This is a genomic window from Ruegeria sp. BHSA191 (genome assembly GCF_059613325.1).
The window spans coordinates 51,314-73,454 of sequence record NZ_JBXWSH010000011.1 but is presented as its reverse complement, the minus strand read 5'-3'; the positions used below and the strand labels follow the sequence as shown (position 1 = coordinate 73,454).

General features: G+C 62.2%; 18 protein-coding genes. 3 read left to right on the top strand and 15 right to left on the bottom strand.

Features of this window, described 5'->3' with window-relative positions:
• The first annotated feature begins 48 nt into the window (after nucleotides 1–48).
• Nucleotides 49–1,317, top strand: a complete 1,269-nt coding sequence (locus AC2FNS_RS12145) for a glycosyltransferase family 4 protein (protein ID WP_496797512.1) — start codon at nucleotides 49–51, stop codon at nucleotides 1,315–1,317.
• Nucleotides 1,318–1,325: 8 nt separating this feature from the next.
• Here the strand turns inward: AC2FNS_RS12145 and AC2FNS_RS12140 are convergent, their stop codons facing one another.
• From AC2FNS_RS12140 to AC2FNS_RS12090, 11 genes are all read right to left on the bottom strand, one after another.
• Nucleotides 1,326–2,855 (bottom strand): GMC oxidoreductase, encoded by a 1,530-nt coding sequence (locus AC2FNS_RS12140; protein ID WP_496797513.1) that lies wholly within the window; start codon nucleotides 2,853–2,855, stop codon nucleotides 1,326–1,328.
• A 34-nt stretch (nucleotides 2,856–2,889) separates the two neighbouring features.
• Entirely contained in the window at nucleotides 2,890–3,861 is a 972-nt protein-coding gene (locus tag AC2FNS_RS12135) for an NAD-dependent epimerase/dehydratase family protein (RefSeq protein WP_496685640.1), read from the bottom strand.
• Nucleotides 3,862–3,946: 85 nt separating this feature from the next.
• Nucleotides 3,947–4,690: a polysaccharide deacetylase family protein gene (locus AC2FNS_RS12130; protein ID WP_496713279.1), complete on the bottom strand. Its 744-nt coding sequence runs from the start codon at nucleotides 4,688–4,690 to the stop codon at nucleotides 3,947–3,949.
• Between the two features lie 3 nt (nucleotides 4,691–4,693).
• Complete coding sequence (locus AC2FNS_RS12125; protein WP_496713277.1) at nucleotides 4,694–6,133, bottom strand: protoporphyrinogen/coproporphyrinogen oxidase; 1,440 nt, start codon at nucleotides 6,131–6,133, stop codon at nucleotides 4,694–4,696.
• On the bottom strand, nucleotides 6,130–7,104 hold the full coding sequence (locus AC2FNS_RS12120; protein WP_496713276.1) for a lysylphosphatidylglycerol synthase transmembrane domain-containing protein: 975 nt from the start codon (nucleotides 7,102–7,104) through the stop codon (nucleotides 6,130–6,132). The genes AC2FNS_RS12125 and AC2FNS_RS12120 overlap by 4 nt, the downstream gene beginning before the upstream one ends.
• Nucleotide 7,105: 1 nt before the next feature.
• Nucleotides 7,106–8,032: a glycosyltransferase family 2 protein gene (locus AC2FNS_RS12115; protein WP_496683730.1), complete on the bottom strand. Its 927-nt coding sequence runs from the start codon at nucleotides 8,030–8,032 to the stop codon at nucleotides 7,106–7,108.
• Between the two features lie 210 nt (nucleotides 8,033–8,242).
• The gene (locus AC2FNS_RS12110) at nucleotides 8,243–9,751 is read right to left on the bottom strand and encodes a PepSY-associated TM helix domain-containing protein (RefSeq protein ID WP_496797514.1); all 1,509 of its coding nucleotides are present in this window, start codon (nucleotides 9,749–9,751) and stop codon (nucleotides 8,243–8,245) included.
• 144 nt (nucleotides 9,752–9,895) lie between these two features.
• The gene (locus AC2FNS_RS12105) at nucleotides 9,896–11,392 is read right to left on the bottom strand and encodes an NAD(P)/FAD-dependent oxidoreductase (RefSeq protein WP_496685652.1); all 1,497 of its coding nucleotides are present in this window, start codon (nucleotides 11,390–11,392) and stop codon (nucleotides 9,896–9,898) included.
• A gap of 513 nt (nucleotides 11,393–11,905) precedes the next feature.
• Entirely contained in the window at nucleotides 11,906–12,928 is a 1,023-nt protein-coding gene (locus AC2FNS_RS12100; protein WP_496797515.1) for a glycosyltransferase family 2 protein, read from the bottom strand.
• A complete protein-coding gene (locus AC2FNS_RS12095; RefSeq protein ID WP_496797516.1) occupies nucleotides 12,928–14,412 on the bottom strand; it encodes a hypothetical protein in 1,485 nt (494 codons plus the stop codon). The genes AC2FNS_RS12100 and AC2FNS_RS12095 overlap by 1 nt, the downstream gene beginning before the upstream one ends.
• A 17-nt stretch (nucleotides 14,413–14,429) precedes the next feature.
• Entirely contained in the window at nucleotides 14,430–15,437 is a 1,008-nt protein-coding gene (locus AC2FNS_RS12090; protein WP_496796817.1) for a UDP-glucuronic acid decarboxylase family protein, read from the bottom strand.
• A 590-nt stretch (nucleotides 15,438–16,027) separates the two neighbouring features.
• Between AC2FNS_RS12090 and AC2FNS_RS12085 the strand changes: the two genes are divergently transcribed.
• A complete protein-coding gene (locus AC2FNS_RS12085; RefSeq protein ID WP_496797517.1) occupies nucleotides 16,028–16,552 on the top strand; it encodes a VPLPA-CTERM sorting domain-containing protein in 525 nt (174 codons plus the stop codon).
• Between the two features lie 69 nt (nucleotides 16,553–16,621).
• Here AC2FNS_RS12085 and AC2FNS_RS12080 read toward each other — a convergent pair whose 3' ends face one another.
• From AC2FNS_RS12080 to AC2FNS_RS12065, 4 genes are read right to left on the bottom strand one after another with little or no spacing between them, the layout of a single operon-like run.
• Nucleotides 16,622–17,506 carry a glycosyltransferase family 2 protein gene (locus AC2FNS_RS12080; RefSeq protein WP_496797518.1) on the bottom strand — a complete coding sequence of 295 codons (885 nt, stop codon included), beginning with the start codon at nucleotides 17,504–17,506 and terminating at the stop codon, nucleotides 16,622–16,624.
• Nucleotides 17,487–18,326, bottom strand: coding sequence for a CpsD/CapB family tyrosine-protein kinase (locus tag AC2FNS_RS12075; RefSeq protein ID WP_496796814.1), 840 nt, complete (start codon nucleotides 18,324–18,326; stop codon nucleotides 17,487–17,489). The genes AC2FNS_RS12080 and AC2FNS_RS12075 overlap by 20 nt, the downstream gene beginning before the upstream one ends.
• Nucleotides 18,327–18,357: 31 nt before the next feature.
• Entirely contained in the window at nucleotides 18,358–19,899 is a 1,542-nt protein-coding gene (locus AC2FNS_RS12070; protein ID WP_496797519.1) for a GumC family protein, read from the bottom strand.
• A 1-nt stretch (nucleotide 19,900) separates the two neighbouring features.
• Nucleotides 19,901–20,758, bottom strand: coding sequence for an ExeA family protein (locus AC2FNS_RS12065; protein WP_496797520.1), 858 nt, complete (start codon nucleotides 20,756–20,758; stop codon nucleotides 19,901–19,903).
• Between the two features lie 656 nt (nucleotides 20,759–21,414).
• On the opposite strand from AC2FNS_RS12065, the gene AC2FNS_RS12060 reads away from it, so the two are divergent.
• Nucleotides 21,415–22,098, top strand: coding sequence for a sugar transferase (locus AC2FNS_RS12060; RefSeq protein WP_496794863.1), 684 nt, complete (start codon nucleotides 21,415–21,417; stop codon nucleotides 22,096–22,098).
• The last annotated feature ends 43 nt before the right edge of the window (nucleotides 22,099–22,141 follow it).

Sequence of the window (22,141 nt, the reverse complement as noted above, 5' to 3'; positions counted from 1 at the left end):
GGGATCGTGTTTCATGCCCCGAAGGTGTTGGTTCTTGAGTATTGTGACATGCGTTCGTTGAAAATCCTGATGTTCACGACCTTCTATCCGCCCTATTCCTTCGGTGGCGACGCGGTGGGCATCCAGCGCATGGCACGGGCGCTTGTCGCGCGCGGGCATGACGTGACCGTGGTGCATGACGAGGACAGCTATCTGATCCTCGGCGGCAAGCCCCAACCCGAAGGCGACCCGGACGGAGTGCGCCGGATCGGACTGCGCAGTCGCTATGGCATGCTGTCGAACCTTCTGACCCAGCAGACCGGCCGCCCGGTGGTGCACGCGGGCCGCATTCGTCAGATTCTGGACCAGCAGCAGCCGGATATCATCTGGCACAACAACACCTCGCTCATCGGAGGGCCGGGCCTGTTGCCGATGGGATCGGGCCTGAAGATCTATGAGGCGCATGAACACTGGCTGGTGTGTCCTACCCATGTCCTGTGGCGCCATGGGCGCGAGCTGTGCGACAAACGCCAGTGCCTGCGCTGTGTCCTCAGTTACAGGCGCCCACCACAGCTGTGGCGGTATACCGGGGCGCTGGACCGCGCCTTGGATCACATGGACCTGATCGTCGCAAAAAGCGAATTCAGCCGCGCCAAGCATCGCGAATTCGGGCTGCGCCACGATATGCAGGTGCTGCCGTATTTCCTGCCCGACCTGGACCCATCGGCGCTGCCCGAACCGGCCGTGCATGACCGCCCTTATTTTCTGTTCGTCGGTCGCCTGGAAAAGATCAAGGGCTTGCAGGACGTGTTCCCTGCCTTTGACCGATACCCCGATGCCGACCTGCTGATCCTGGGCGACGGCGACTATGCGCCCGAGCTGAAACGGCAGGCCGCGGACAACCCGCGGATCCGGTTCCTAGGCCGCAAGACGCTGGATGAGCTCAATGCCTATTACCGGGGGGCGATCGGTCTGATCGTGCCCTCGGTGTGCTATGAAACCTTTGGCATCATCCTGATCGAGAGCTTCCGACTGGGAACGCCGGTGATTGCCCGGCGTCTGGGCCCCTTTCCTGAAATCGTCGAGCGGGCCGGAGGTGGGGCGCTGTTCGACACGCAAGAGGATCTGATCGCTGCCATGCGTGAACTGCAGCACGAGCCGGGGCGGCGCGACAGCCAGGGCCGTGCCGCGCGCGCCGCGTTTCTGGAAATCTGGCACGAAGACAAGGTTCTGGCCGCCTATGGTGCCGCACTGGCCCGCGCCGCGTACGGCAACGGCGACCGGGTGCTGGCCGCCGCGCTCGAGGCCGGAGCATTTGAGACCGGCGCGCAGGCCTGACCGTCGGATCAGGGCGCACAGGACCCGATCCGGTGGGCGTTCGCCATGACCGAAAAGGTGATGGTCGTCGCTGGAATGCTGGGAAAGACCGAGGCATCGACGAGATGCACACGCGACAGACCGCGGGGCCGTCCCAGCGTATCCGCCTGCCCGGCTTCGGGCAGCTTGGCCATGGGCATCGACCCGCCGACGTGAAAGCTGGACCCCACGGCCCCCTGACGGCGGGCAAAGCCCAGCGGCAGCAACCCGGCCAGTTTCAACACCTCCGCGATGCGCGCGGCGGCCTTGCCGGACACGGCGTCGGTTTCGTCATTGCCCGTTACCGTCGGGACAAGCCGCCCGTCCGAGGCAAGAGTCAGTCCGATCCGAGCCGAATGCGCCGAGTGCAGAAACACCTGGGCCACGATCAGCCGCCGCGCCAGCATGCGCCACAACGGCCCCGAGCCGGGAAGCCGGGCGCCGTAGTTGCGGATCAGGTCATGGGCGAAGAATTCGTTCCAGGTGTACAGTTGCGCATGGACCATATGGGGCGAGACGGCCGCGTCGTCCAGCTCGACGAAGATCTGCGGCAAAGTATGGAAGGGTCCGGCATCCGGGCGGCGGGGCAGGTGCCATCGGTGCAGACTGGGCAGAAAGAAATGCTGACTGTCCAGCAGGCGCAGGCTGGCGTCGGGAGCCGGAGAGGACAGCAGCAGAATGCGCGCGGTCTCGAGCACCCCGGCAGCGATGAAGACGCGGTCGGCCTGAATGGTCTCGCCCCCGTCGAGCGTGACCGTGACCGCATCGCCCTGTTCCTGAAACCGGTTCGCCAGCCCGATCCGGTACCGAAAGGCCGAATGGTGGCGCAGCCCCTCAAGCGTATGCGCGGCCGAATAGATCAGCCCCCAGGGACAACCATGCAGACACTGACCGCAATACCGGCACACGGTCTCGACCGCCAGCCGCGACGCCCCGGCCCGTACGCCCAGTTGGGCCAGATCGTCTTTTCGCAGTGTCAGCCTGTCGAGCACTCGTTGGGCTTGTACCGAGGGGCTCAGCGGGGTTCTCTCGCGCATCGAAAAGGCCGGAAACAGGTCTTGCAGGGCGTCAGTCTGCCCGCTGATGGGCATGAAGGTGGCGACGGCGCGGTAATGGGGTGCCAGATCCTGATCGGTGATCGGCCAATCCTGCATGTCGGCCGCCCGGTTGGGCAGAACGGCAGAGCCCCACAGGTTCGACAGCCCGCCAGCCGCGTGCGACGCCCGCAATGCGACCGCGTCTGGATCGGTCAGCGTCATCGCGCCGGGTTCCATGGCGAAATCGGACCCAAACCGGCGAACCTGTCCCGCCGGGGTGTCGAATTGCGGAGCCTGCCAGGCCCGCCGGTCCTGCGGCGACCAGCTTTCGGGGTCGGTGGCGGCCAGACGGCCGCGCAGAGCCATCGCCGGCTCGTCGGGTCTGCGCCCGCCATCCAGCATCAAAACCCGGCGACCCCGGTCCAGAAGGGCCGAGGCGACCGACACGCCCGCCGGTCCGGATCCGATCACCAGATCGGTCACGGCGCGCGGCCCGCCCGGATCGCGACGGGGACGGTCATGTCGTCACTTGTCCCTGCATCTCGGCCACGATGTCGTCGATGATCTGCTGCAGCGTTCGCATCGGCCGGAACCCGGTCACGCGTTCAAGTTTGGTGACGTCCGGCAGCCGCCGCTGCATGTCCTCGAACCCGTCGGGATAGACCGTGTCATAGGGCACATGGCGGATCTCCGATCGGGATCCGGTCGTTCGGATGACCTGCTCGGCCAGCCTGCGGATCGTGACCTCCTGGTCGGTGCCGACATTGAAGACGTCTCCGCGGGCCTCGGGCAGGTGCATCAGGCGGCACATCGCCTCGACCACGTCGGCCACATGTCCGAAACAGCGCGACTGGTCGCCGGTTCCGTGTACCATCAGGGGGGCGCCGTCCAGCGCGGCCCGCACGAAATTGGGCAGAACCATTCCATAGCGCCCGGTCTGCCGCGGACCGGTCGTGTTGAAGAATCGCAACACCGTGACCGGCAGCCCGGATTCACGTGCATGCGCCAGGGCCAGGAATTCATCCAGAGTCTTTGCGCAGGCATAGGACCAGCGCAGATTGCGGGTGGCGCCGATGGTCAGGTCGTCCTCTTCCTGGAACGGAAACTTGGTGCTTTTGCCATAGACCTCGGAACTGGATGCGATGAAGGTATGGGTCTTGTCGGTCAGCGCCGCATCCAGCACGTTTTCGGTGCCGGCAACATTGGTCAGGATCGACCGGCTGGGTTCGTCCATGATCAGTTTGACGCCGACCGCTGCCGCCAGGTGAAACACCACATCGGCCGGGCGCACCAGATCTGCAACCAGCTGCCGATCCAGAATGCTGCCCTCGACGAAGGAAAAATCGGCGTGGTCCGCCACCCCGGCCAGATTGGACATCAGCCCGGTCGACAGATCGTCGAGAACGGTCACCCGATGTCCTTCGCCGATCAGCCGTTCGGTCAGATGAGACCCTATGAACCCGGCGCCGCCGGTAATCAGAATGTGCATGTGTTCGTACCAGTCACTTACCAAGAACCAAATTCAACCTTTGCCGACCCGCGCTGATAAACCCGGCGCCGGCCGTCTTTGAAATTTACCACGGCTTTCCCCGAACCCGCGCCCGTAACCCGCGCAGGGCCTTGCGGACGGTCAGATAGGGGCCGCCGCGCCCCGCCAGATGCGCCCGCCACCGGGCGATGTCGGTGAAGTAATACATCTCGAGCCGGGGCAGATTGTGGATGTCATCCCCCGATCGGGCCACGCCCAGCCGGGTTCCGACCGCGCTATCATACCGCCGGGCGATCATCTGGCGGACGGTGGGGTTCGAGGCGCCGTAGGGCGGCGCGAAATGCCGGATCGGGCGGTGCAAGCGGGCCGAGATTTCAGCTCCGCTGGCCTCGATTTCGTGTTGGGCTGCCCCGGCGTCCAGTGCCGTCAGGTCCGGATGACTGATGCTGTGGGCGCCGAACTCCACGCCCTGATCGGCCAGGCTTTCGATCTGGTCCCATCGCATCAGCGGCCGGGGCGGGACATGCCCGCCGGCCCAGGAATCGGTGCCGCCGATCCGGCCCGAAGGCAGATAGACGATGGGCTGAAACCCATGGTCGCGCAGGATCGGCCAGGCGGTGTCGGCGAAATCGGCGAACCCGTCGTCAAAGGTTATGACGACCACGCGCGGGGCAGGGGGGGCGGCTAGGGCGTCAGGCGTCACCACCGGCAGGCCCGAGTCGGCCAGCGCCCGCATCTGTTCGGCAAAGATACGCGGCGCGATTGACGTCGGTCCGGGCGCGTCCGAAATCGCGTGATACATCAGGATATCGGCCTGCCAGTCGGACATGGCTCAGTCTTCCACCACATGCGAGGCGAAGACCTCGCGATACCGGTTCCATTTCGCGCGATCGACCCGGCCTGCATCGTCGATGCAATCGGCGGCGCCATAGGCCATGGCAAAGGCATGGTGGGTGTTGTCATGGGCAAACAGGCCCTGCCGCCCGAACACCAGCAGGCCATCGAGCCCCGACAGCCAGCGATCGACGGTGTCGAACCGCGCTTCGTAGCCGATGTCATAGACCGGATAGGCATGGCTGAGCCGACGGGTTTCGCAGCGCCGGACCGGAACCGTGACCGGCAGGCCCAGCTGACCCAGCCACTTGGTGAACTCCTGCCCCAAGGCCTCGTCGGACATGCTCCACCATTTCTCGTCCGGGTCGCAGGGCAGTTCGGCGCACAGGACCGTCACGCCCTTTGGCGAGCCGCTGGCGTTATAGTTCTTGGGTTCTGACATGCGGCTGATCGGGATCGACAGCTCGGGGAAATAATGTGCGTCGAACTCGGTGAACTGGTCGGTTTCCAGCACCAGATACAGCAGGATCATGCCGCGAAACCGGATGCCGCGGGCCGCTTCTACCACATCGGCGGGCGGGTCGGGGATCAGGCGCGTCAGCGCGGTCAGCGGGATGGTAGACAGGATCAGGTCGCCGGTCAGCTGTCGTTCGCCGCCGGCGTCGCGGACGGTCAGGCCGCAGACGTGGTTTCCCTGCCGCTGGATTGCGGTGATTTCGGTGTCGAACAGAAATTCCGCGCCTTTTGTCCGGGCGCTCTCGCGCATTGCGTCCGAGATCTGCCCGAACCCTTTGCGCGGATAAAAAAACCGCCCCGCCGTTTCGCTGCGCAGCCCGGGCAACAGCCGCAGCATCTTCATCAGGATCTTTCCGACCGACCCGCTGCCCACCCGTCGTTCCGCCAGCTTGACCGCCAGCTTCTCGGGCTCCAACCCCCACAGCTTGCGCACATAGGGAAAATAGAAATTGTCAGAGATCGTCGGACCCAGCCCGTCATACAGAACGGTCGAGAAGGTCTGTTGGCCCTGATGTTTCTTGCGGAAGGGTTTCAGCACCATGTCGCCGATCAGCGACAGGGCGAAGGGTTTGGGCAGACGCAACACCGCATCGGTCAGCTTGAGCGGAAAATGGATCCACTTGCCGCCCAGCCGGATGCGTCCATGGCGGGGGCGCAGCAGCAGATCATCGCCCAACAGGGTCTTCACGTCCTGCAGCACTTCGGGTTCGGCTGCGGGATGGAACCGGTGCGAGCCGTAGTCGCAGACCACGCCTTCGACCGGGAACGAGGCAGAGTTGCCGCCCGCCACCGAGGCCCGTTCGACGACGGTCACGCGCGCCTTGCCCGCCAGCGAATGGGCAGCTGCCAGCCCCGCCGGACCTGCGCCCAGAATGATGATATGGGGCTGATCGCCCGATCGGGGTTGGGAAACATCCGTCACTTGCACTCTTCCTTTCTCGAACGCGTGGGCGCAGCAAGACTCATCCCTGAGACCAACAGAACCAGCGCGCCGATTCCGCCCGCCGAAAACAGAACCACCTGCCAGACCAGCCCTGCGGCAACCACCGCTGGGGCGCTGACTCCAAAGGGCACTAGGAACCCGGCCAGCGTCGCCTCGCGTAGCCCGAGCCCGTTCAGGGACACCGGCAGAACCGCGATGATCTTGGCTAGGGGCCAGGCAAAGACCCACGCGCCGGCCTCCACCGAAACGCCCGCAGCCCGTGCCAGCCACCAGGCCAGAAGGACCAGCGAAAGTTGAATAAGAACCGAAGCCGAGAAGGCGATGGCCAGAAGGCCGGGCCGGGCCGCAAACCCGGCCAGGGCATCGGCCAGCCTCAGGGCAAAGCTGCGCCCTGGCAAGGCCGGGAAGGCGCGCCAGATCAGCGGTAGCAACCACGGCAGGGCGACCATTCCGACCATCACGGTCAGCACGATCATGGCCGCGGCCCCGATCGCCGTCGTCCCGGTCGCGCCGTCCCACACCAGAACCAGACCTAGCCCGGACAGGGTCAGCAGGGCCACCATGTCGATCACCCTGTCCACCGTGGCCGTAGCAACCACTTGGGCCCCGTCGCTCATTGCGGCCTGCGCCATGGCTGCGCGTACGGTGTCGCCGCCGATCGCGCCGGGCAGGCACAGGTTGGCGGCAAGGCCGGCAAAATGGGCGCGAATCGCCAGCAGGGGCGAAATCCGGCGATTCAGCAACAGCCACCATTTCAACGCTGCGGCGACATGGGCCAGCATGAACAGAACCAGTACGGCCAGAAACACGGGGGGCGGAATGGCCTTGAGCGCCGCCACGATCGCGTCAGCCGGCAAAAGCCAGAACAGACCGGCCAGCATCACGCCGGACCCGACCAGCCGGATCAACCAGCGGCGCGTGACCGGATCGGAGGGTAGCAGGCGCCCCATGTCACGGCCGCAGGTGGAGGCGCGAAATCATGTCGGCAATCAGCCCCAGCGACCAGATCATGATGGCCGCCAAAAACGAAAACACGGCGGTCTCGCTGAGGTTCCAGTAGAATATGTCGACGATGAACTTGACCAACCCGAGCGTGAAGAAAGCCAGACCCAGCGGGATGAAAACGCGCAGCGGGTTGAACAGGGTACTGATGCGCAGGATCAGGATGATGAAGTTCAGAAAATCGATCGGACGGATCTTCGATTTGCCGATCCGCTTTCCGTACTCGATCGGAACATAGATCATCCGCTTCCCGTTCGACGTCATGCACAGCGTGATCGTGGTGGTGAACGAGAAATTCTGCGGCAGCAGCGGCAGGAACGGGATCAGCTCGGATTTGCGGAACACCCGCAGCCCGGAATTCAGGTCGTTGATCTTGCGCTCGGCCAGAAACGAGGCGAAGGCGAACAGGAATTTCTTGGCCGGCCGCCGCAGCAGCGGCACGTTTTTCATCGCGGCGCCCCGATCCCCGACCACCATGTCCTGATCGCGACACAGGGCCAGCATTTCAGGCAGGTAGCGCGCAGGGTAGGTGCCGTCGGCATCGAGGATCGCCACGTATTCATGCTGCGCCATGCGTACGCCGCGCTTGAGGCTGGCCCCATAGCCCGAATTGACGTCGTTGAAGGTGACGGTTGCCCCGCTGGCTTCGGCTTCGGCGCGGGTTCCGTCCTCGCTGGCATCATCCACCACGATGATCTCGTAGGGGATGTTCAGCGGCCCGAGATGCGCGCGAACGTCTTCCACGGTCGCGCGAACGGCGTTTTCCTCGTTGTAGGCCGGAATGACCACGCTCAGGCTCATGCCGGTGACATCCGGCGTGCCCGGCTCATCCGTGTTGGCGCGATCCGTGCCGATTGGTTCTGCAACTTTGTTCATGAAACCCAAAACCCTAACCTACTCAAAATCAATTCTGTTCATACTCACCCGGGGGGCGTCCATGAAAATGGTCGCGGCCCGTCCCGGAAACTTCCCGCCTATGGCAATCCGACACCTGAGCACCGAGCGTATCGGTAAAACAGGGCGAAATTGGACCGTTTCCGCGCCTGGCCGCCATTTTTTCGTATTTTGCGCCCTATGTTCATCACCTCACCAGATCGGCGGCCCGAGGTGAAAGGTGACGACCGTTTCGCTGCCGTCCTCTTTTGCCAGATGCGCAGTGATGTCGTTGGCCTGTTGCGCGGGGTTCAGTCTGAACCGCGCCTTGGCCGGGCCGTCGGCGGCGGTCTGAGGGCCGGTCACCTCGGGGGTCTGGCCGTTGACTTCGACCCGCGCGATCCTGAGCGCGGGGTCCCGCACGCGCAGTTCGACGTCGAGTGGCTTGCCGGCCCTCAGCGGGTCGCGCAGGATCAGCCGGGCGACCGGGGGCATTCCATCGGCCGGGGCGACGCGGCTGGTGCGATGGGCGCCGGGGCCGAAATTGTAGAGGCCAGCGGCCACGACCGCCGGCACCAGCAGAAGGTAGCCCCAGCGGAAGATGCCCAGCCCACGCCAGATCCGCCGCAGCGGACCATATTGCGCGGCCTCGGGGGCTAGCCGTGCGGCAAAAATCACGGCGCCGGTCACGGCCACGCCGGTTGCGATCAGCCCCATGACAAGCCACAGCACCCGCGAAAAGGCGCCCCCCCAGAACCCGTAGTGCAGCTCGTCGACGACGTTGCGCCAGCGTGCAAGGCTGGTGTTGTCATTCGGGGTGAAGGCGCCCGTGATCTCGAGCGTGGTGGGGTCCACCGCCACGGTGCTGAGCCCTCGAATATGCGGCATCGACGGCAGATATCCCACGAAGCGGAAGCTTTCGGTGGTCTTGCCCGGCAAAGTCACGCCCGTGGGTTCGAACCCCTGCAGGCCCGTGCGCGCGCGGGCCTCGGCCCGATCTAATAGATCGGGTGTGAATCCGGCGGGCAGCACGGTTTCCCGTGCGGCCGCTGGCTGTGGCTTGGGGCGGTGGCCGTCTATGCCGAAATCACCCAACAGAAAGATGAAGGCGGTGACACCGCTGATCAGCAGCAGGGGCGTGGCCCAAAGAGCGGTCAGCCGGTGCATTCCGCCGGCCCAAGGCCGCAGGCCGTTGGCCGTTGTGGGCCAGCGCAGAAACCCTCTCCAGAACCGCCGATAGGTGATAAGGCCGCTGACGATCTGGAACAGCAGTATGATCGAGGTCGCCGCCACCGCCTTGTAGACGATGCTCTGACCCGACAGCAGTTTGACATGGAGCTCGCGGAGGATTTTCTGAAACCCGGGATAGCCGGTGGTCTCGACAAGCGCGCCGGTGGCGGGATCGGTCCAGAAGACGACCTGTTCGCCCCAGCCGGTGCGGCCTTCGGCCCGGTCGACGAACCACGGGGTGGGACGCTTGGTGATGGTTTGAACGGTGCTGTGAGGATGCGCGTCCTTGATGCCCTTGTAGATCGCTCCAAAACTGGCCGTGCGGTCCTCTTCCGCGGCGGTGGTCCAGATTGCGGGGCGGGTCAGTGCCTGAATTTCATTGCCGAAGACAAGAATGGAACCTGTGAGGAACAGAAAGGCAAAGAAGATCGACAGATGCAGCCCCAGCCAGGTGTGAAAGGTGAAAAGGCGGTTGCGTAATTTGCGGTTCATGGAACGGCCCGAAGGTGCACGGTATCAGAAAAGGAAAGGTCGTTAGCGGTGCCACTCGGGCCCAGAGCCTGGTTTGCACGGCATAGTCCTTGCCCGACCGGACTTTTTACAGGTCGGGCAAGGGGCAACCCGTTGGGTTGCAGTTCATTCCAGAACGGCGCCTTTGCCGACACGCTCGGCCCGGGCCGCCTGTCTTTTGGGTTTTGCCTCGAACTCCTCATGATAGGACCTCTCGACATTGACGTCCCAGACATCGTTGTCTTCCCCCAGGATGTTGCGGGCCGCATACATGGCCGACAGCATCGAGTGATCCTGGTTGTTGTAACGGTGCAGCCCGTTGCGTCCGACGGTCTGGAAGTTTTCCAGCGTCTTCAGCCAGCTGCTGACGGTGTCCAGGGCGTCCTTGTATTCGCTGTCATAGACGGGATAGGCCTTTGGCTGCCGGATCACGGCGTGGTCAATCACGTCCGACGCCTTGGCCAGGCCCAGCTGCTCCAGCTCTTCGCTGGCCAGCTTCCTCAGGTCCTCGTCGCTGGACGACCAAAGCCCGTCGCCCTTCTGGCAGAAATATTCCATCCCGATCGAGGCGGTATTCTGGTCGGGCAGCATTTCGGCCGACCAGGCGCGGAAGTTCTGAATGCGCCCGACCTTGACCTTGGGGCTGTGGATGTAGATCCAGTTGTCGGGAAACGGGTCGGCGTGGTTCAGCACCAGCGTCACGATCAGGAAATCCCGGTACTTCAGTCGGTCGGCGGCCTCGATCACCTCGGGCGGCGGCGGCGGGTCGAAGGCATGGATCAGGTCGCGCACGGCCATCGAATTGATGAACTCGTCGGCCTCGACCCGTTCGGTGGTTTTCTCACCTTTTTCGTTCCAGTGGCGGATGTCTACCGAAGTCACCCGGTTGCCATCGCGGTTGACCCGGAACACCTCGGAATGGGTCTCGACCGAGCCGCCTTGTTCCCGGATCAGGTCGCGGGTCTTTTCCCACATCATGCCAGGGCCCAGGCGGGGGTATTGGAATTCCTCGATCAGGCTGGCCGTGTCATTGGCGCCCGAGATGGCGTTCCAGACAGCCTTGGGCAATGACAGGTTCTTGATCCGCTGCGCGGCCCAGTCGGCCCGGATCTCGGACGGGGGAATCCCCCAGACCTTCTTGGTGTAGCTGTGGAAGAAATGCATGTAGAGCCGGCCACCAAAGCGGTTGATCACCCATTCCTCGAACGTGTCTTCCTGCGGCTTCGGCCGGATCTTCCATTTGATGAAGCTGCCGATGATCTTGTAGGTCTCGTACGGGCCGATATTGCCGAGCGCGTTGAAGATGCGCAGCGGATAGTCATAGAACTTGCCGCGATAGAAAATCCGGCTCAGGCGCTGGACGGTGATGAAGTCATCCCCCATCACCTCGTGCCACATGTCTTCGACCTCGCGCACCTTGGTGAAGAACCTGTGCCCGCCGATGTCAAAGCGGTATCCGTTGTGGGTTTCGGTGCGCGAGATGCCGCCCACCATGTCCGAGGCCTCGTAGACCCGCGGGACATGCTTGTCGCTCAGTTTCTGAAGTTCGTATGCAGCGGTCAGACCTGCTGGTCCGCCACCGATGACGACGACCGGAACAGTATCGTTTTTCAATTCACTCACACCAAATCTCACACAAAATAGCTTGGGTCAGGCTACTAGAGGCTGCACCAACTTCGCAACAAATTCCTGTCACACGCTCGCTTCGTGATCCCAGGCCGCTCAAAAAGTGCCCGACGCGCGAAAGTTGCGCCGCGCGCCGCAAGCGATGAATGACCCGGTTCACATCTACCGGCCCCCACGCGATTTGGGCTCGCGGCTGCGCCGTCGAGGAGTTGCCGACGCGTTGCACCAAAGGCCGGACAGGCTGCAAACACTTGTTTTACCAGAAAATCATTCGCGCGGGGCGCATCGAAATCACACCGACTTCCGCAGTCTGTGTCCGGCGGGCGGGACGGCTGGCGCCGGCATGACCGCCGCAACGTCGAACGGTTCCAATACGCCCTTTTTGAATATGTACCCAAGGTAAACAATGGCCCATTTGCGGGGGGATTGTTTTGTTTCGGTGGCGCCCGGGGCGGGACTCACGTTCGGGGAGGGCGAATCTTGTGCGTGTTTCAGACCCGCACCGGCCGCTCAGTTCCGCCTGACCTGCAGTTTCTGACGCTGACCCAGAACGTGGTATTCGAACAGGCACCAGACATATACGGCCGCGGAGTAGACATAGTAGACTTGGTGATACAGCAGGCATTTGACGGCAAACCAAAGCCCACCATGCCCGGCCATTGTTCTGAACAGGTCCAGATTGATCGCGAAGGCGATGCCCAGCAGGATCAGGGGGAGGGGCCAAAGGCCTGGCCAGAACGGCAGAATCAGAAGCGACAGAATCAGCAGCCCCGCGACGGCCGCGCGCGCGCGCTCAGCCATGGAGGTGTTCAGATCGTCCGTCAGCCCCTCGCGCGAGATCATCAGGCGGGACCATGGCAGGGCCCGGCAGAAGATATCGGTGCTCAGGCTGTTGCGGATCGTCCAGATCTTTAGGTGTTTCCCCTGCAGGCGCGGTTCGACCAGAATGCGGCGGCCGGATTCTGCGATGCGATAGCCCAGTTCGATGTCCTCGATCGAGGGGATCTCGTAGGTCTTGACGTCAAAGCCGCCCACCTCGAGGAAGACGTCCCGGCGGATGGCGCCGCACCCGGCCCAGAACGTGCGTGCCTCGCGCCGGGCGCGCTGATGGTGATAGCGGTGCAGCAGGTTCTTGTAGCGCGAAAACCACGACTGCCCGTCCGGCGCGTCGTCATAGGATCCGAAAACCGCGCCGACATTGTCCTCGGACATGGCGCGGCGGATGTGTTCGGGGCCGTCCGGCCAGGCGATGACGTCGGAATCGACGAACCACAAGATGTCGCCCGTGGCCTGTTCGGCCGCCAGATTGCGCGCGGCGCCCGGCCCGCCATTGACCGGAGTCGTCAAGACCGTCGCCCCCATTTCGCGGGCCAGCGCGGCCGTGCCGTCCGGGGACTGGTCATCGACCACCAGAACCTCTTGGACCGTGCCGGCCTTCAACATCTCGATCAAAGGGGGCAGCACCCGGGGCAACAGGTGTTCGGCCCTGTAGGCGGGCATCACCACACTGATCGTCGGTTGGTCGTTTTGCATCATTCATCCTCGGTGGGCGTTCGTGGTCTAGAGCGTGGATTTCGCACCAGAACGAGCAGGGTGGCGGCGAAGGGCAGCAGCCACATGACCCGCGCCCCGTAACGGTCGGCTGGCTGGGAAACGCCGCCGCATACCAGCGCGTTTACGGCGATTCCGATCAACAGGAACAGCGTAAACACCCGGTAGGGCGCAGCGACCTGGGCAGGCCACAGCAGCAGAACGGCCACGATCGCCCCCGAGACCGCATAGATCGCGAAGTGGACCCCCACCAGCGGGTCGATCCAGGTCTGGGATCGTTTCAGGGTCGTTTTGTCCAGGACGGCAAGCTGATCTTCGGGCAGGCCCGAGAGCTTTTTGGCGTTGCGTATCGTGGCCGAGTTGGGGATCGTCATCGCCACGCTGTGCGTTCCAAGCTGTCTCAGGGCGTTCTTGCCCAATGCGGTTACCGTCGCGACGGGATAGGCGGACAGGACGCGCAGAAAGAACTGTCGCTGTTCCAACGCGATGGCCTGCTGATCCTCGGGCGGCAACAACCGGAACGAGCCCAGCCGCGGGGACCGCTCGAAAATGATATGGGACGCGGTCAGGCGGTACGGATCATCCGACCATGTCAGGGCCTCGTGCAGGGCGCATGTCGCCAGGTCCGGCGCAGGGCAGACATCGTCCAGATAGGCCAGCCCCGGCCCGTCGACGATCAAGCGGGCGGTGATGTGAGGCGTATAGACCACGTCTTTGTGGGTGACGGTTTCGACGGCAACTTCGAAAGCTTTCCGTTCGGCGATCGCGAACACGGCAAGGCACGTCGCGAACCCGGCCGCCAGCCAGCGCCCCTGGCCGATCCGTAACGCGGCGGCCAGAACGACCAGAGGAACCATCAACACCGCGATGCCCAGATGCGACGGGTGCAGGACCGTAGAAAAGGTGCCGAGCGCCAGTGCTCCCAGTGCCTCGGAAACGTGCATCCGGTGGCCTGCAGCCACCACGGCGGCGACAAGGATCAGCATGACCGGCGTGAAAATGTCGGGCATGACGTAGGCGACATAGAAGGGCAGCGACGTCGTCGAAGCGGCCAGCAGCGGAAGGCAGACCAACTGAGCGGTCGAACGTGCCGTCGGCGCGACGCGTCCAAGCGTCCGCATCGCCAGCCAGACGGCCATCAGCACAAGGCCCAGTTGCAGCCACGCCAGACCGGCCAGCCATCCGACGCGCCAGAATGCGGCCACCAAAACGGCGTAGAAGATTGATCGCGATCCGCCCGCAGTCTGGTCGTCGTCAGCCTTGTGCCGGGTTTTCTGGGTTGCTCGGGTTGCGCTGTCCGGTTCACCCGCCGCCGGCAGGATCATCGACAGAACGACATTGCCCTGCCGCACATAGCTGCCGGTATCGAAATACACCAGCGGTCCGCGATTGATTGCAAGGATCGACAGACCGGCGGCGACGGTCACACCCAGCAACAAAAGGGTTATTGACCACCGCGGGCGCATTGCATCGTCAATCCGGGTCATGCCCCGCCGGCAGCGGTTTGGGGCGCTGCGGTGGTCAGGTGCCGGAAATAGGCGATCGTGGCCTCGAGGCCTTGCTCCAAGGGCACCTTGGGGGACCAGCCAAGTTGCTCTTTGGCACGGGTGATGTCGGGTTGACGTTGGATCGGGTCGTCTTGCGGCAGCGGGCGGAAATCCAGCCGGGATGTCGAGCCGGTCATGCGGATCACGGTTTCCGCCAAATCGCGGATGCTGAGTTCGACGGGGTTGCCCAGGTTGATCGGCCCGGTCACGTCTTTGGGGGATTCCATGAGGCGGATCAGCCCGTCGATCAGGTCGGACACGAAACAGAACGACCGGGTCTGACCGCCGTCGCCATAGACGGTGATCGGTTCTCCGGCCAGAGCCTGCATGATGAAATTGGACACCACCCGCCCGTCGTCGGGGTGCATGTGCGGGCCGTATGTATTGAATATGCGCGCCACCTTGATCGGCAGGCCGTGCTGCCGGTGGTAATCGAAGAACAGCGTTTCGGCACAGCGCTTGCCTTCGTCATAGCAGGAACGCGGCCCGATCGGGTTCACATGACCCACATAGTCTTCGGTCTGCGGATGGATCTGGGGGTCGCCATAGACTTCGGATGTCGAGGCCTGCAGGATGGTGGCGCCGACCCGTTTGGCCAAGCCCAGCATGTTGATGGCACCATGCACCGCCGTTTTCGTTGTCTGCACCGGATCGTGCTGATAGTGGAACGGAGAGGCCGGGCAGGCCAAATTGTATATCTCGTCGACCTCGACATACAGCGGAAAGGTCACGTCGTGGCGCATGACCTCGAAGCGGGGGTTGTTCAGAAGATGACGCAGATTGCCGCGTCGTCCGGTAAAGAAATTGTCCACGCACAGGACCTCATGCCCCTGATCCAGCAATCGTGCGCACAAGTGCGATCCCAGGAAACCCGCGCCACCGGTGACGAGGATGCGTTTGGCAGTCAGGTGCAGGCCATCGGGGTCGAAATCAGCTGCGTTCATCAAAATACTCTTCAATAACCGACCGGCGCGCAGAATGTCGCCCCGGCCCAGGAAACCGTTCGGATACCTCCGGCGGTCAGGTACCCACACTCGTCATCTTCAGTATGGGCGAGGTTACACGAAGTTCTTGGGCCGACGAAGGACAAAAAAATGGTCCGAGACGCAATTCGGCGCAGCTGGTTCCGCCGACACCGGTCAGCGCAGTGGCGTGCAGACCGGTCCGAACCAATGAGGGCGGTCGGAACCGAGTTGTTGCAAAAACCTTATTCGCAAGGGGCGCGGGCGTTCCGCAGGTGCAGGCGCACAGCACCAATTTACGGCTTTGGGCAGTGTCCGCATCGGAACTTCACGCCGAGGACGCGAAGCCGATTCGAGCCAGAAGGCGGAGGATGCAGTGTTAACCGAAAGGAAACAAAGAGCCGCCCAAGGATTGATTTGGGGGTCAATTGTCGCCAAAAGCCCAAAAAATGCCACAATTATTAAAAAAGTTCTCGCAACAACAACGTGATGGTGTACCTTAGTTTCATCCAATCCACGGCCTGACATCTGTCCGGGTCTTTATGTGTTCAAGTATACGAGGGTGGGAATAGATGTTTAGAACTTTGAAAATGGTCGCGATCGCACTGGCCGCGTCCTTTGTAATGACCGGGACAGCCAAGGCCATCACGACTGTGAGTGCTGGCGGAAGCTATGACATCACCTCGGACAACCTGTTTGTCGGAACGGTGTCCACCATGGGTGGTCCGGGTGTTTATTCGGTGAACTTCACTGCGCCGACCGCGCCGCTGCCTGGTAATGCACAGGCCTCGGTCACCGCAAAAATTCTGGGAACCTTCACCGGCCTGACCATGAGCTGGGTTGATGTGGCGACCAACACCGTGCTGAACTCGGCGGCGCTGGTATCGGGTGTTACCCGTCTGAATACCACTTTCCTGTCGACCGGCGCGCCGGGGCAGAACCTGGTCTTCAGCTGGGCGAACTCGTCGGGGACCACCAATGGCGGCGCCATCACCTTTGACTTCGACGTGGCCGCGGTTCCGCTGCCGGCCGGCGGGTTGCTGCTGTTGACGGCCTTGGGAGGTCTGGCGTTGACCCGTCGTCGCAAGGCGGCATGATCAAACGGTCATAATGATGATTATGTTAAAAGGGCTGCGCAATGCGGCCCTTTTTTCGTTTGGCCCGGCTCAGATCTCGAACCCTGCGGCCTGCCGCAACATCCAGACCATCCGCTGGCATCGCAGCCGATACAGGGTGCCGATGGCCGCACCGACTTCCCGGCCGGAGTCCAGCTTGTCGCTGGTCAGAACCTTCGGCGTATGCACCACCGCGCTGGCTGGCATGGCCAGCCCCCGCATCATCCAGTGCAATCGCGCCCGAATGGTGGTTCCGTTCAACTGAAAGGCCTCTTGAGTGGTTCGCCGCCATTTGGTCTTCAGCGCCGGCCAGTCTTGGCGCGACGGGTGGCTGACGCGGAACCTGTCCTCATAGATCAGGCTGTACCCGTGCGAGACCGCCCGCATGGTCCATTCCCGATCCTCAGACACGCCGTTCGTGAAACCGCCGATCGCGTCGAACACGTCCCGTCGCGTCAGCAGGTTTCCGGCACCCGAGAAGCCCTGGACCTCGATGTAGCGGCGGAAGTTGAAGGCAAAAACAGCCTCGAATGCCTCGGCCCCGCTGCGCGGTGGCGGGGTTTCGTCAAACACGTCGACCCGCCCGCCGATCAGGTCGGCGGTGTCGGCGACCTGGCGTCCGACCGTCAGCCAGTCGGCGGCGGGAACGCAATCGGCATCCAGAAAGAACAGCCGCGGGGCGCTGGTTTCGGCCACGCCCCTGTTGCGGGCATGGGCGGCGCCTTTTTGCGTTTCGACCAGAAACCGAACCATCGGGAAAGCGCGCTGAATTGCGTCCAGCGACACCGACGAGGCATTGTCCACGACCACGATCTCGGTGCTGGTGGTGTCATTTTCCATCAGTGCCCGCAAACAGCGTTCGAGCCTGGGAAGGTCGTTGTAGTGGGGAATGATGACCGCGTTTTCGGGGGCCGCGTCAGTACGATCCGTATTCATTGCCGAAGGCCCCGCTGACGTAGCGACACTTGGTCAGGACGATCCCCATGATCTTGGTCAATTCGGCCAGCTGGCGTTCCGCCACATCTATATGGTCGATGCTGGTTTCTTCTGCCGCAGCCAGCAGCAAGGCGCAATCGACGTTTCTGAGGAACCCGTGGCTGTCGTCGCTGACCATCAGCGGCGGCGTGTCGAATAGCATGATATCGGGCTGGTATTCGGATTCGATCCATTCCAGCAGCTCGATCGTCCTGCGGCTTTGCAGAATTTCGGCGGGATTGCGGGTCGGGCTGAAATTCAGTCCGAAAATCACGTTGTTGCCGTGCCGCTGCGCATGCTCCTGAAACGGTACCGAACCGGATATGATGTCCGCCATGTTGTGCGCGCCGCTCTGCCCCAACACGTCGGCCAGCCCACGGCGCCGTAGGTCGAAATCGATCACGACGGTGCGCAGATCTTCCTGCCGCCCCAGGCTGAAGGCAAGATTTGCGACCGCCGTGCTCTTGCCGCATCCGGCATAGGGCGACGTCAACGCAACCCGGCGCCAGCCATTGGACAGGATCTGTTGCAGCATCTTGGTGCGCAGCATGTCATAGGGCGCGGCGTCCGACCCGCCCTCCAACGACACCAGGCGGTTTTTGGAGGCGACGCGCGGGTTGATCTCGATGGCGGGTAGATCCGACCACAACGTTTCGACATTCGTCACCGAGGGCGCAACAGCCTGATCCGGGTCAAGCCGCAGCGGTTCCGCGGGCACGGTTCTTTGACGGCTTTCCCGTTCCTCTCGGGCCTTTTGAATCGCCTGTTGCAGACGGTCCATCACGCGCTCCCATCGCTGACTTGAACAGAACTCACCAATACACCTCCAGCTTGTCGATCACCCTTTCGGCAATCAGGTCGAGCGGTAAATAATACGTGTGAACCGACCAGACGGCGGCCGGCACGCTGCCCAAAATGGCCAAGATGACAACGGCCCAGGCCAGTCGCGCGCGAATGACCTCGCCGCGCGTGCGGACATAAGGGATTGTCGCGATCGGCCAGACCTGCAACTTGTTGATCAGGTCTTCGGGTCGGCGGACGGATTTGTTCAGCAGTTCCAGCAAAACGACCAGCCCGATCCCTAGGGCGATACCGAAGGCGATTCCGCCGCCAGCGATCATCAGGCGGTTAGGCTTGGTCGGTGAACTGGGCGCGACCGGATATTCGATCACAGAAATCCGCTGCCCCTGCGAGGTTACCTCGATCCGCTCGCCGGTCGAGGCCGAGGCCAGCCGCGCCACCGCTGTGTTGTACTGTGCCTGGACGTTGTTGTAGTCGCGCTGAAGCTCGGCGAGGGTAATCGCATTCGCCGGGGTCTGGTCGATGGTCCGTGTCACCTCGGCCAGGCGCTTTTCGGCATCGGTTTTCTGATCTTCCAGAGACTCGATCTGCGAGTCCAGTTGCGCTAGTTGCAGATCCAGAGTCGAGTTCCCGGTCTGCGCGCCCGATGTTGCGGCGCTGGTGGCCTGCTCCGCGGCTACGACCTCTTCCAGACGGGCGATTCGCGCGCGCAGGATTTTGATCTTGGGGCTGTTTTCCGAATAGATGCCCAGGTCATTGTCCAGCTGATTGCGCAGCTGCGCCAACTGTTGCTGGGCCTGGGTCTGCGGTTGTTGTCCGATCGTCGAGATCTGACCGGTCGTGGCATAGATCTCCAGCAACTTTTCACGCTGGTTTCGCAGTGAAAAAAGTTGTTGGTCAAGCTGCTGGATGTTGGTTTGCAGAGTCGCCTGCTGGGTCAGTCTGAACTGCAGGCTGGCCGGCAGCGAGTCCGAGTTTTCGTTCTGGAACTCGAGGATCTGCGCGCTGCGCCGGTCCAACTCGTCACTCAGCCGGTCCACCTCCTGTTCGAAGAATTCCAGCGTGTCCGAGGCCCGCTCCTTGCGATAATTCACGTCGAGCTTCTGGATTTCCGTCAGATAGGCGTTCAGAACACCGGCCGCGACCCGACCGGAACGGGCCTCGAAGGTGATGGTCATCAGGTTGGCTTGATTGCGCCCGGTGGCGATCCGGATTTGCGTGTTGGCGCGCATCGTGTCGACGATCTGGTCCGGGCTTGCCTCGTCTTGATTGGGCAGAACGTCGAACTCCTCGGCGATGTCCAGAAGGATCGGACGGGTCAGCAGGCGCTGTTCGATGATCTGCAGTTGCTCGGCCGCCGTGGTGTTGACGGTGCTGGCCGCCAGATTGCCCGGAATCTGCGGGGATTCGACGATCAACCGCATCTGCGACACATAGGTGGGCGGCAGGGTGCGTGCGATGATGATCGACGCAGCGGATACGATCAGGGCAACGATGAGGAAATACGGCAGGCGCCGCAGAAAGATCGAGATGTAGTAGCGAACCGGGCCCATGTCAGTCTGTCAGCTCCTTCTCGAGTGAGTTCCCGCCAAAGAACACGCCGTCGTCGATCACTTGTTGCACTGTGGTTTCATCCACGTTTCTGGTCTCGTTGGTCCAGGCGTACAGCAAGGTGAAGTCGCACAGCTGGTTCACAAGCCGGGGAACGCCACGGGTCTTTTCGAAGATCAGCTTGCAGGCGTCTTCGGTGAATTCGTCCCCGGTCCCCCCGGCGACCTTCATCCGATGCCGGATGTAGCTTTCGACCGACGGCGCATCCATCCGCTCCAAGTGAAAGCTCGCGGCCACCCGTTGGGTCAGCTGGCGCATCTTCGGGTCCAGCACCATGTCGCGCAATTCGGGTTGCCCTACCAAGACCAGCTGGATCAGTTCATCGGTGTTGGCATTGATGTTGGTCAACATCCGGATCTCTTCCAACCCTTCGACGGTCAGGTTCTGCGCCTCGTCGAATATCAGCACGACACGCCGGCCCTGCGCGTATTCGGAGACCAGGAATTCCTGCAGCGCCTGAAACAGCTGGACATAGGCCGCGTCCTTTTCAAACGGCAGGCCCAAGGCATGCATAACCCACTGAAGCAGCTCGCCCCGCCCGCCCTGAGCGTTCGAGATCAGCCCGACGGTGATCGACTCCTCCATGTCCTTCAGAAGATGCTGGATCAGCGTGGTCTTGCCGGCGCCGATCTCTCCGGTCAGAACGGTGATCGGCGCGCAGCTCATGATTCCGAACTGCAAGATCGAATAGCCGCGTTTGTGCAGCGGCGACCAGTACATGAAACCGGGATCGGGCAGCAGAGTGAATGGCCGCTGGTCTAGGCCAAAATAATCCAGATAGAACCCGTCGCTGGAGGCCATGGCACCTCGGTCGCCTTCCGACTTGTCGAAAAAAATCCTGACTCTCCAGAGATTACCCAAACTTGCACCCTGAACCACAGGTAAATCCTAACAAAATAACGAGAAGCCACTATATCGGCCCTCAACATGCACGTCATTGTGCCACAACATCAAGATAGAGAGCATCCCCCATATCTCCAGAGTGACACATTAACCCGCCCAGAAGGTGCAATGGAAACATTTTTAGGTGATTGTTTCCGTCAGGCCATCGCGCGCAAGCCGGTGCAACGCAGAATCAACGGGCGGGCCCGCAAAGCCAAATCGGGGCATTATCGGGATTAAAGGCGCCCATGCGGCTGCATTGATCCCGAATCATGCACAATGGACGGATGTTTTCTGACCGGGCGACCCGTGCGCTTCGCCACGCCATGCCGTTGAAATTCCGTGCGCTTCCCACTCAAACAGTGCGGTCCGAGCCCATTAATGTTTTGCAAGCCCTTAAGAATTTGTTAGTCTTTTCGACGCAGGCGTTCATCAATTCATGTGAACAATGAAGAAAGGGTGAAGCGTCCCATTTGTATGAAAAAATTTGAATAGCGCTTTGAGGTCGTGCGAGTAGTTGGTTCCTGAGTGTGTGATTGAGTGTAGGTGTCCGTTGTGTGCTGGGGGTTTAAATAGTGACAATCCATTCCAAGGAGGTAGCCGGGACTGGTTACCGCAGAGTTCCGGTATTGCCGGCCGCAGATCGGTGTTCCGGTTTTTATGGACGCTTCGGAAAGCGAGCCTTTGACATTGTATTCGTGATCGCTGCCGCGCCCATCGTCGTGCCGCTGGTGGTGGTTTTCTCGGTGCTGCTGGCCTTTCAGGGCGCACAGCCCTTCTATCGTCAAAAGCGTGTCGGCCAAAATGGCAAGACCTTCCACCTGCTGAAGCTTCGCACGATGGTGAAGGACGCCGAAACCGTCCTCGAGGCGCATCTGGCAGCCAACCCTGACGCACGTGCCGAATGGGAGCGCAATCAGAAACTCACAGACGACCCCCGGATCATCCGCTTGGGTTCCTTCTTGCGCAAGTCGTCGCTGGATGAACTGCCGCAGTTCTGGAACGTGCTGGTTGGCGAGATGTCCCTGGTTGGACCGCGACCTATGATGGTCAAGCAGCAAAGCATGTATCCCGGGCACCTGTATTATGTGATGCGGCCGGGCATCACCGGCCGGTGGCAGGTATCCGAGCGCAACCAGTCCTCATTCGCCGAGCGGGCGCATCACGATTCGGAATACTGGAAAACGATGTCCTTCGGCACCGATCTTTCGATCATGTTCAAAACGCTCTTCGTGGTCCTTCGCGGCACCGGCTGTTGAGAATGGCCCGGCATCAGGCAGCGACGCTGGCAGTTGCAGGAGT

What these genes read in the sequence shown, in the direction of transcription:
- AC2FNS_RS12095 (WP_496797516.1), bottom strand. Translation starts at nt 14,412, where the DNA reads ATGCGCCCGCGGTGGTCAATAACCCTTTTGTTGCTGGGTGTGACCGTC.
- AC2FNS_RS12130 (WP_496713279.1), bottom strand. Translation starts at nt 4,690, where the DNA reads ATGTCCGACTGGCAGGCCGATATCCTGATGTATCACGCGATTTCGGAC.
- AC2FNS_RS12090 (WP_496796817.1), bottom strand. Translation starts at nt 15,437, where the DNA reads ATGAACGCAGCTGATTTCGACCCCGATGGCCTGCACCTGACTGCCAAA.
- AC2FNS_RS12070 (WP_496797519.1), bottom strand. Translation starts at nt 19,899, where the DNA reads ATGGGCCCGGTTCGCTACTACATCTCGATCTTTCTGCGGCGCCTGCCG.
- AC2FNS_RS12115 (WP_496683730.1), bottom strand. Translation starts at nt 8,032, where the DNA reads ATGAACAAAGTTGCAGAACCAATCGGCACGGATCGCGCCAACACGGAT.
- AC2FNS_RS12145 (WP_496797512.1), top strand. Translation starts at nt 49, where the DNA reads ATGCGTTCGTTGAAAATCCTGATGTTCACGACCTTCTATCCGCCCTAT.
- AC2FNS_RS12120 (WP_496713276.1), bottom strand. Translation starts at nt 7,104, where the DNA reads ATGGGGCGCCTGCTACCCTCCGATCCGGTCACGCGCCGCTGGTTGATC.
- AC2FNS_RS12110 (WP_496797514.1), bottom strand. Translation starts at nt 9,751, where the DNA reads ATGAACCGCAAATTACGCAACCGCCTTTTCACCTTTCACACCTGGCTG.
- AC2FNS_RS12135 (WP_496685640.1), bottom strand. Translation starts at nt 3,861, where the DNA reads ATGCACATTCTGATTACCGGCGGCGCCGGGTTCATAGGGTCTCATCTG.
- AC2FNS_RS12065 (WP_496797520.1), bottom strand. Translation starts at nt 20,758, where the DNA reads ATGGCCTCCAGCGACGGGTTCTATCTGGATTATTTTGGCCTAGACCAG.
- AC2FNS_RS12100 (WP_496797515.1), bottom strand. Translation starts at nt 12,928, where the DNA reads ATGCAAAACGACCAACCGACGATCAGTGTGGTGATGCCCGCCTACAGG.
- AC2FNS_RS12085 (WP_496797517.1), top strand. Translation starts at nt 16,028, where the DNA reads ATGTTTAGAACTTTGAAAATGGTCGCGATCGCACTGGCCGCGTCCTTT.
- AC2FNS_RS12080 (WP_496797518.1), bottom strand. Translation starts at nt 17,506, where the DNA reads ATGAATACGGATCGTACTGACGCGGCCCCCGAAAACGCGGTCATCATT.
- AC2FNS_RS12075 (WP_496796814.1), bottom strand. Translation starts at nt 18,326, where the DNA reads ATGGACCGTCTGCAACAGGCGATTCAAAAGGCCCGAGAGGAACGGGAA.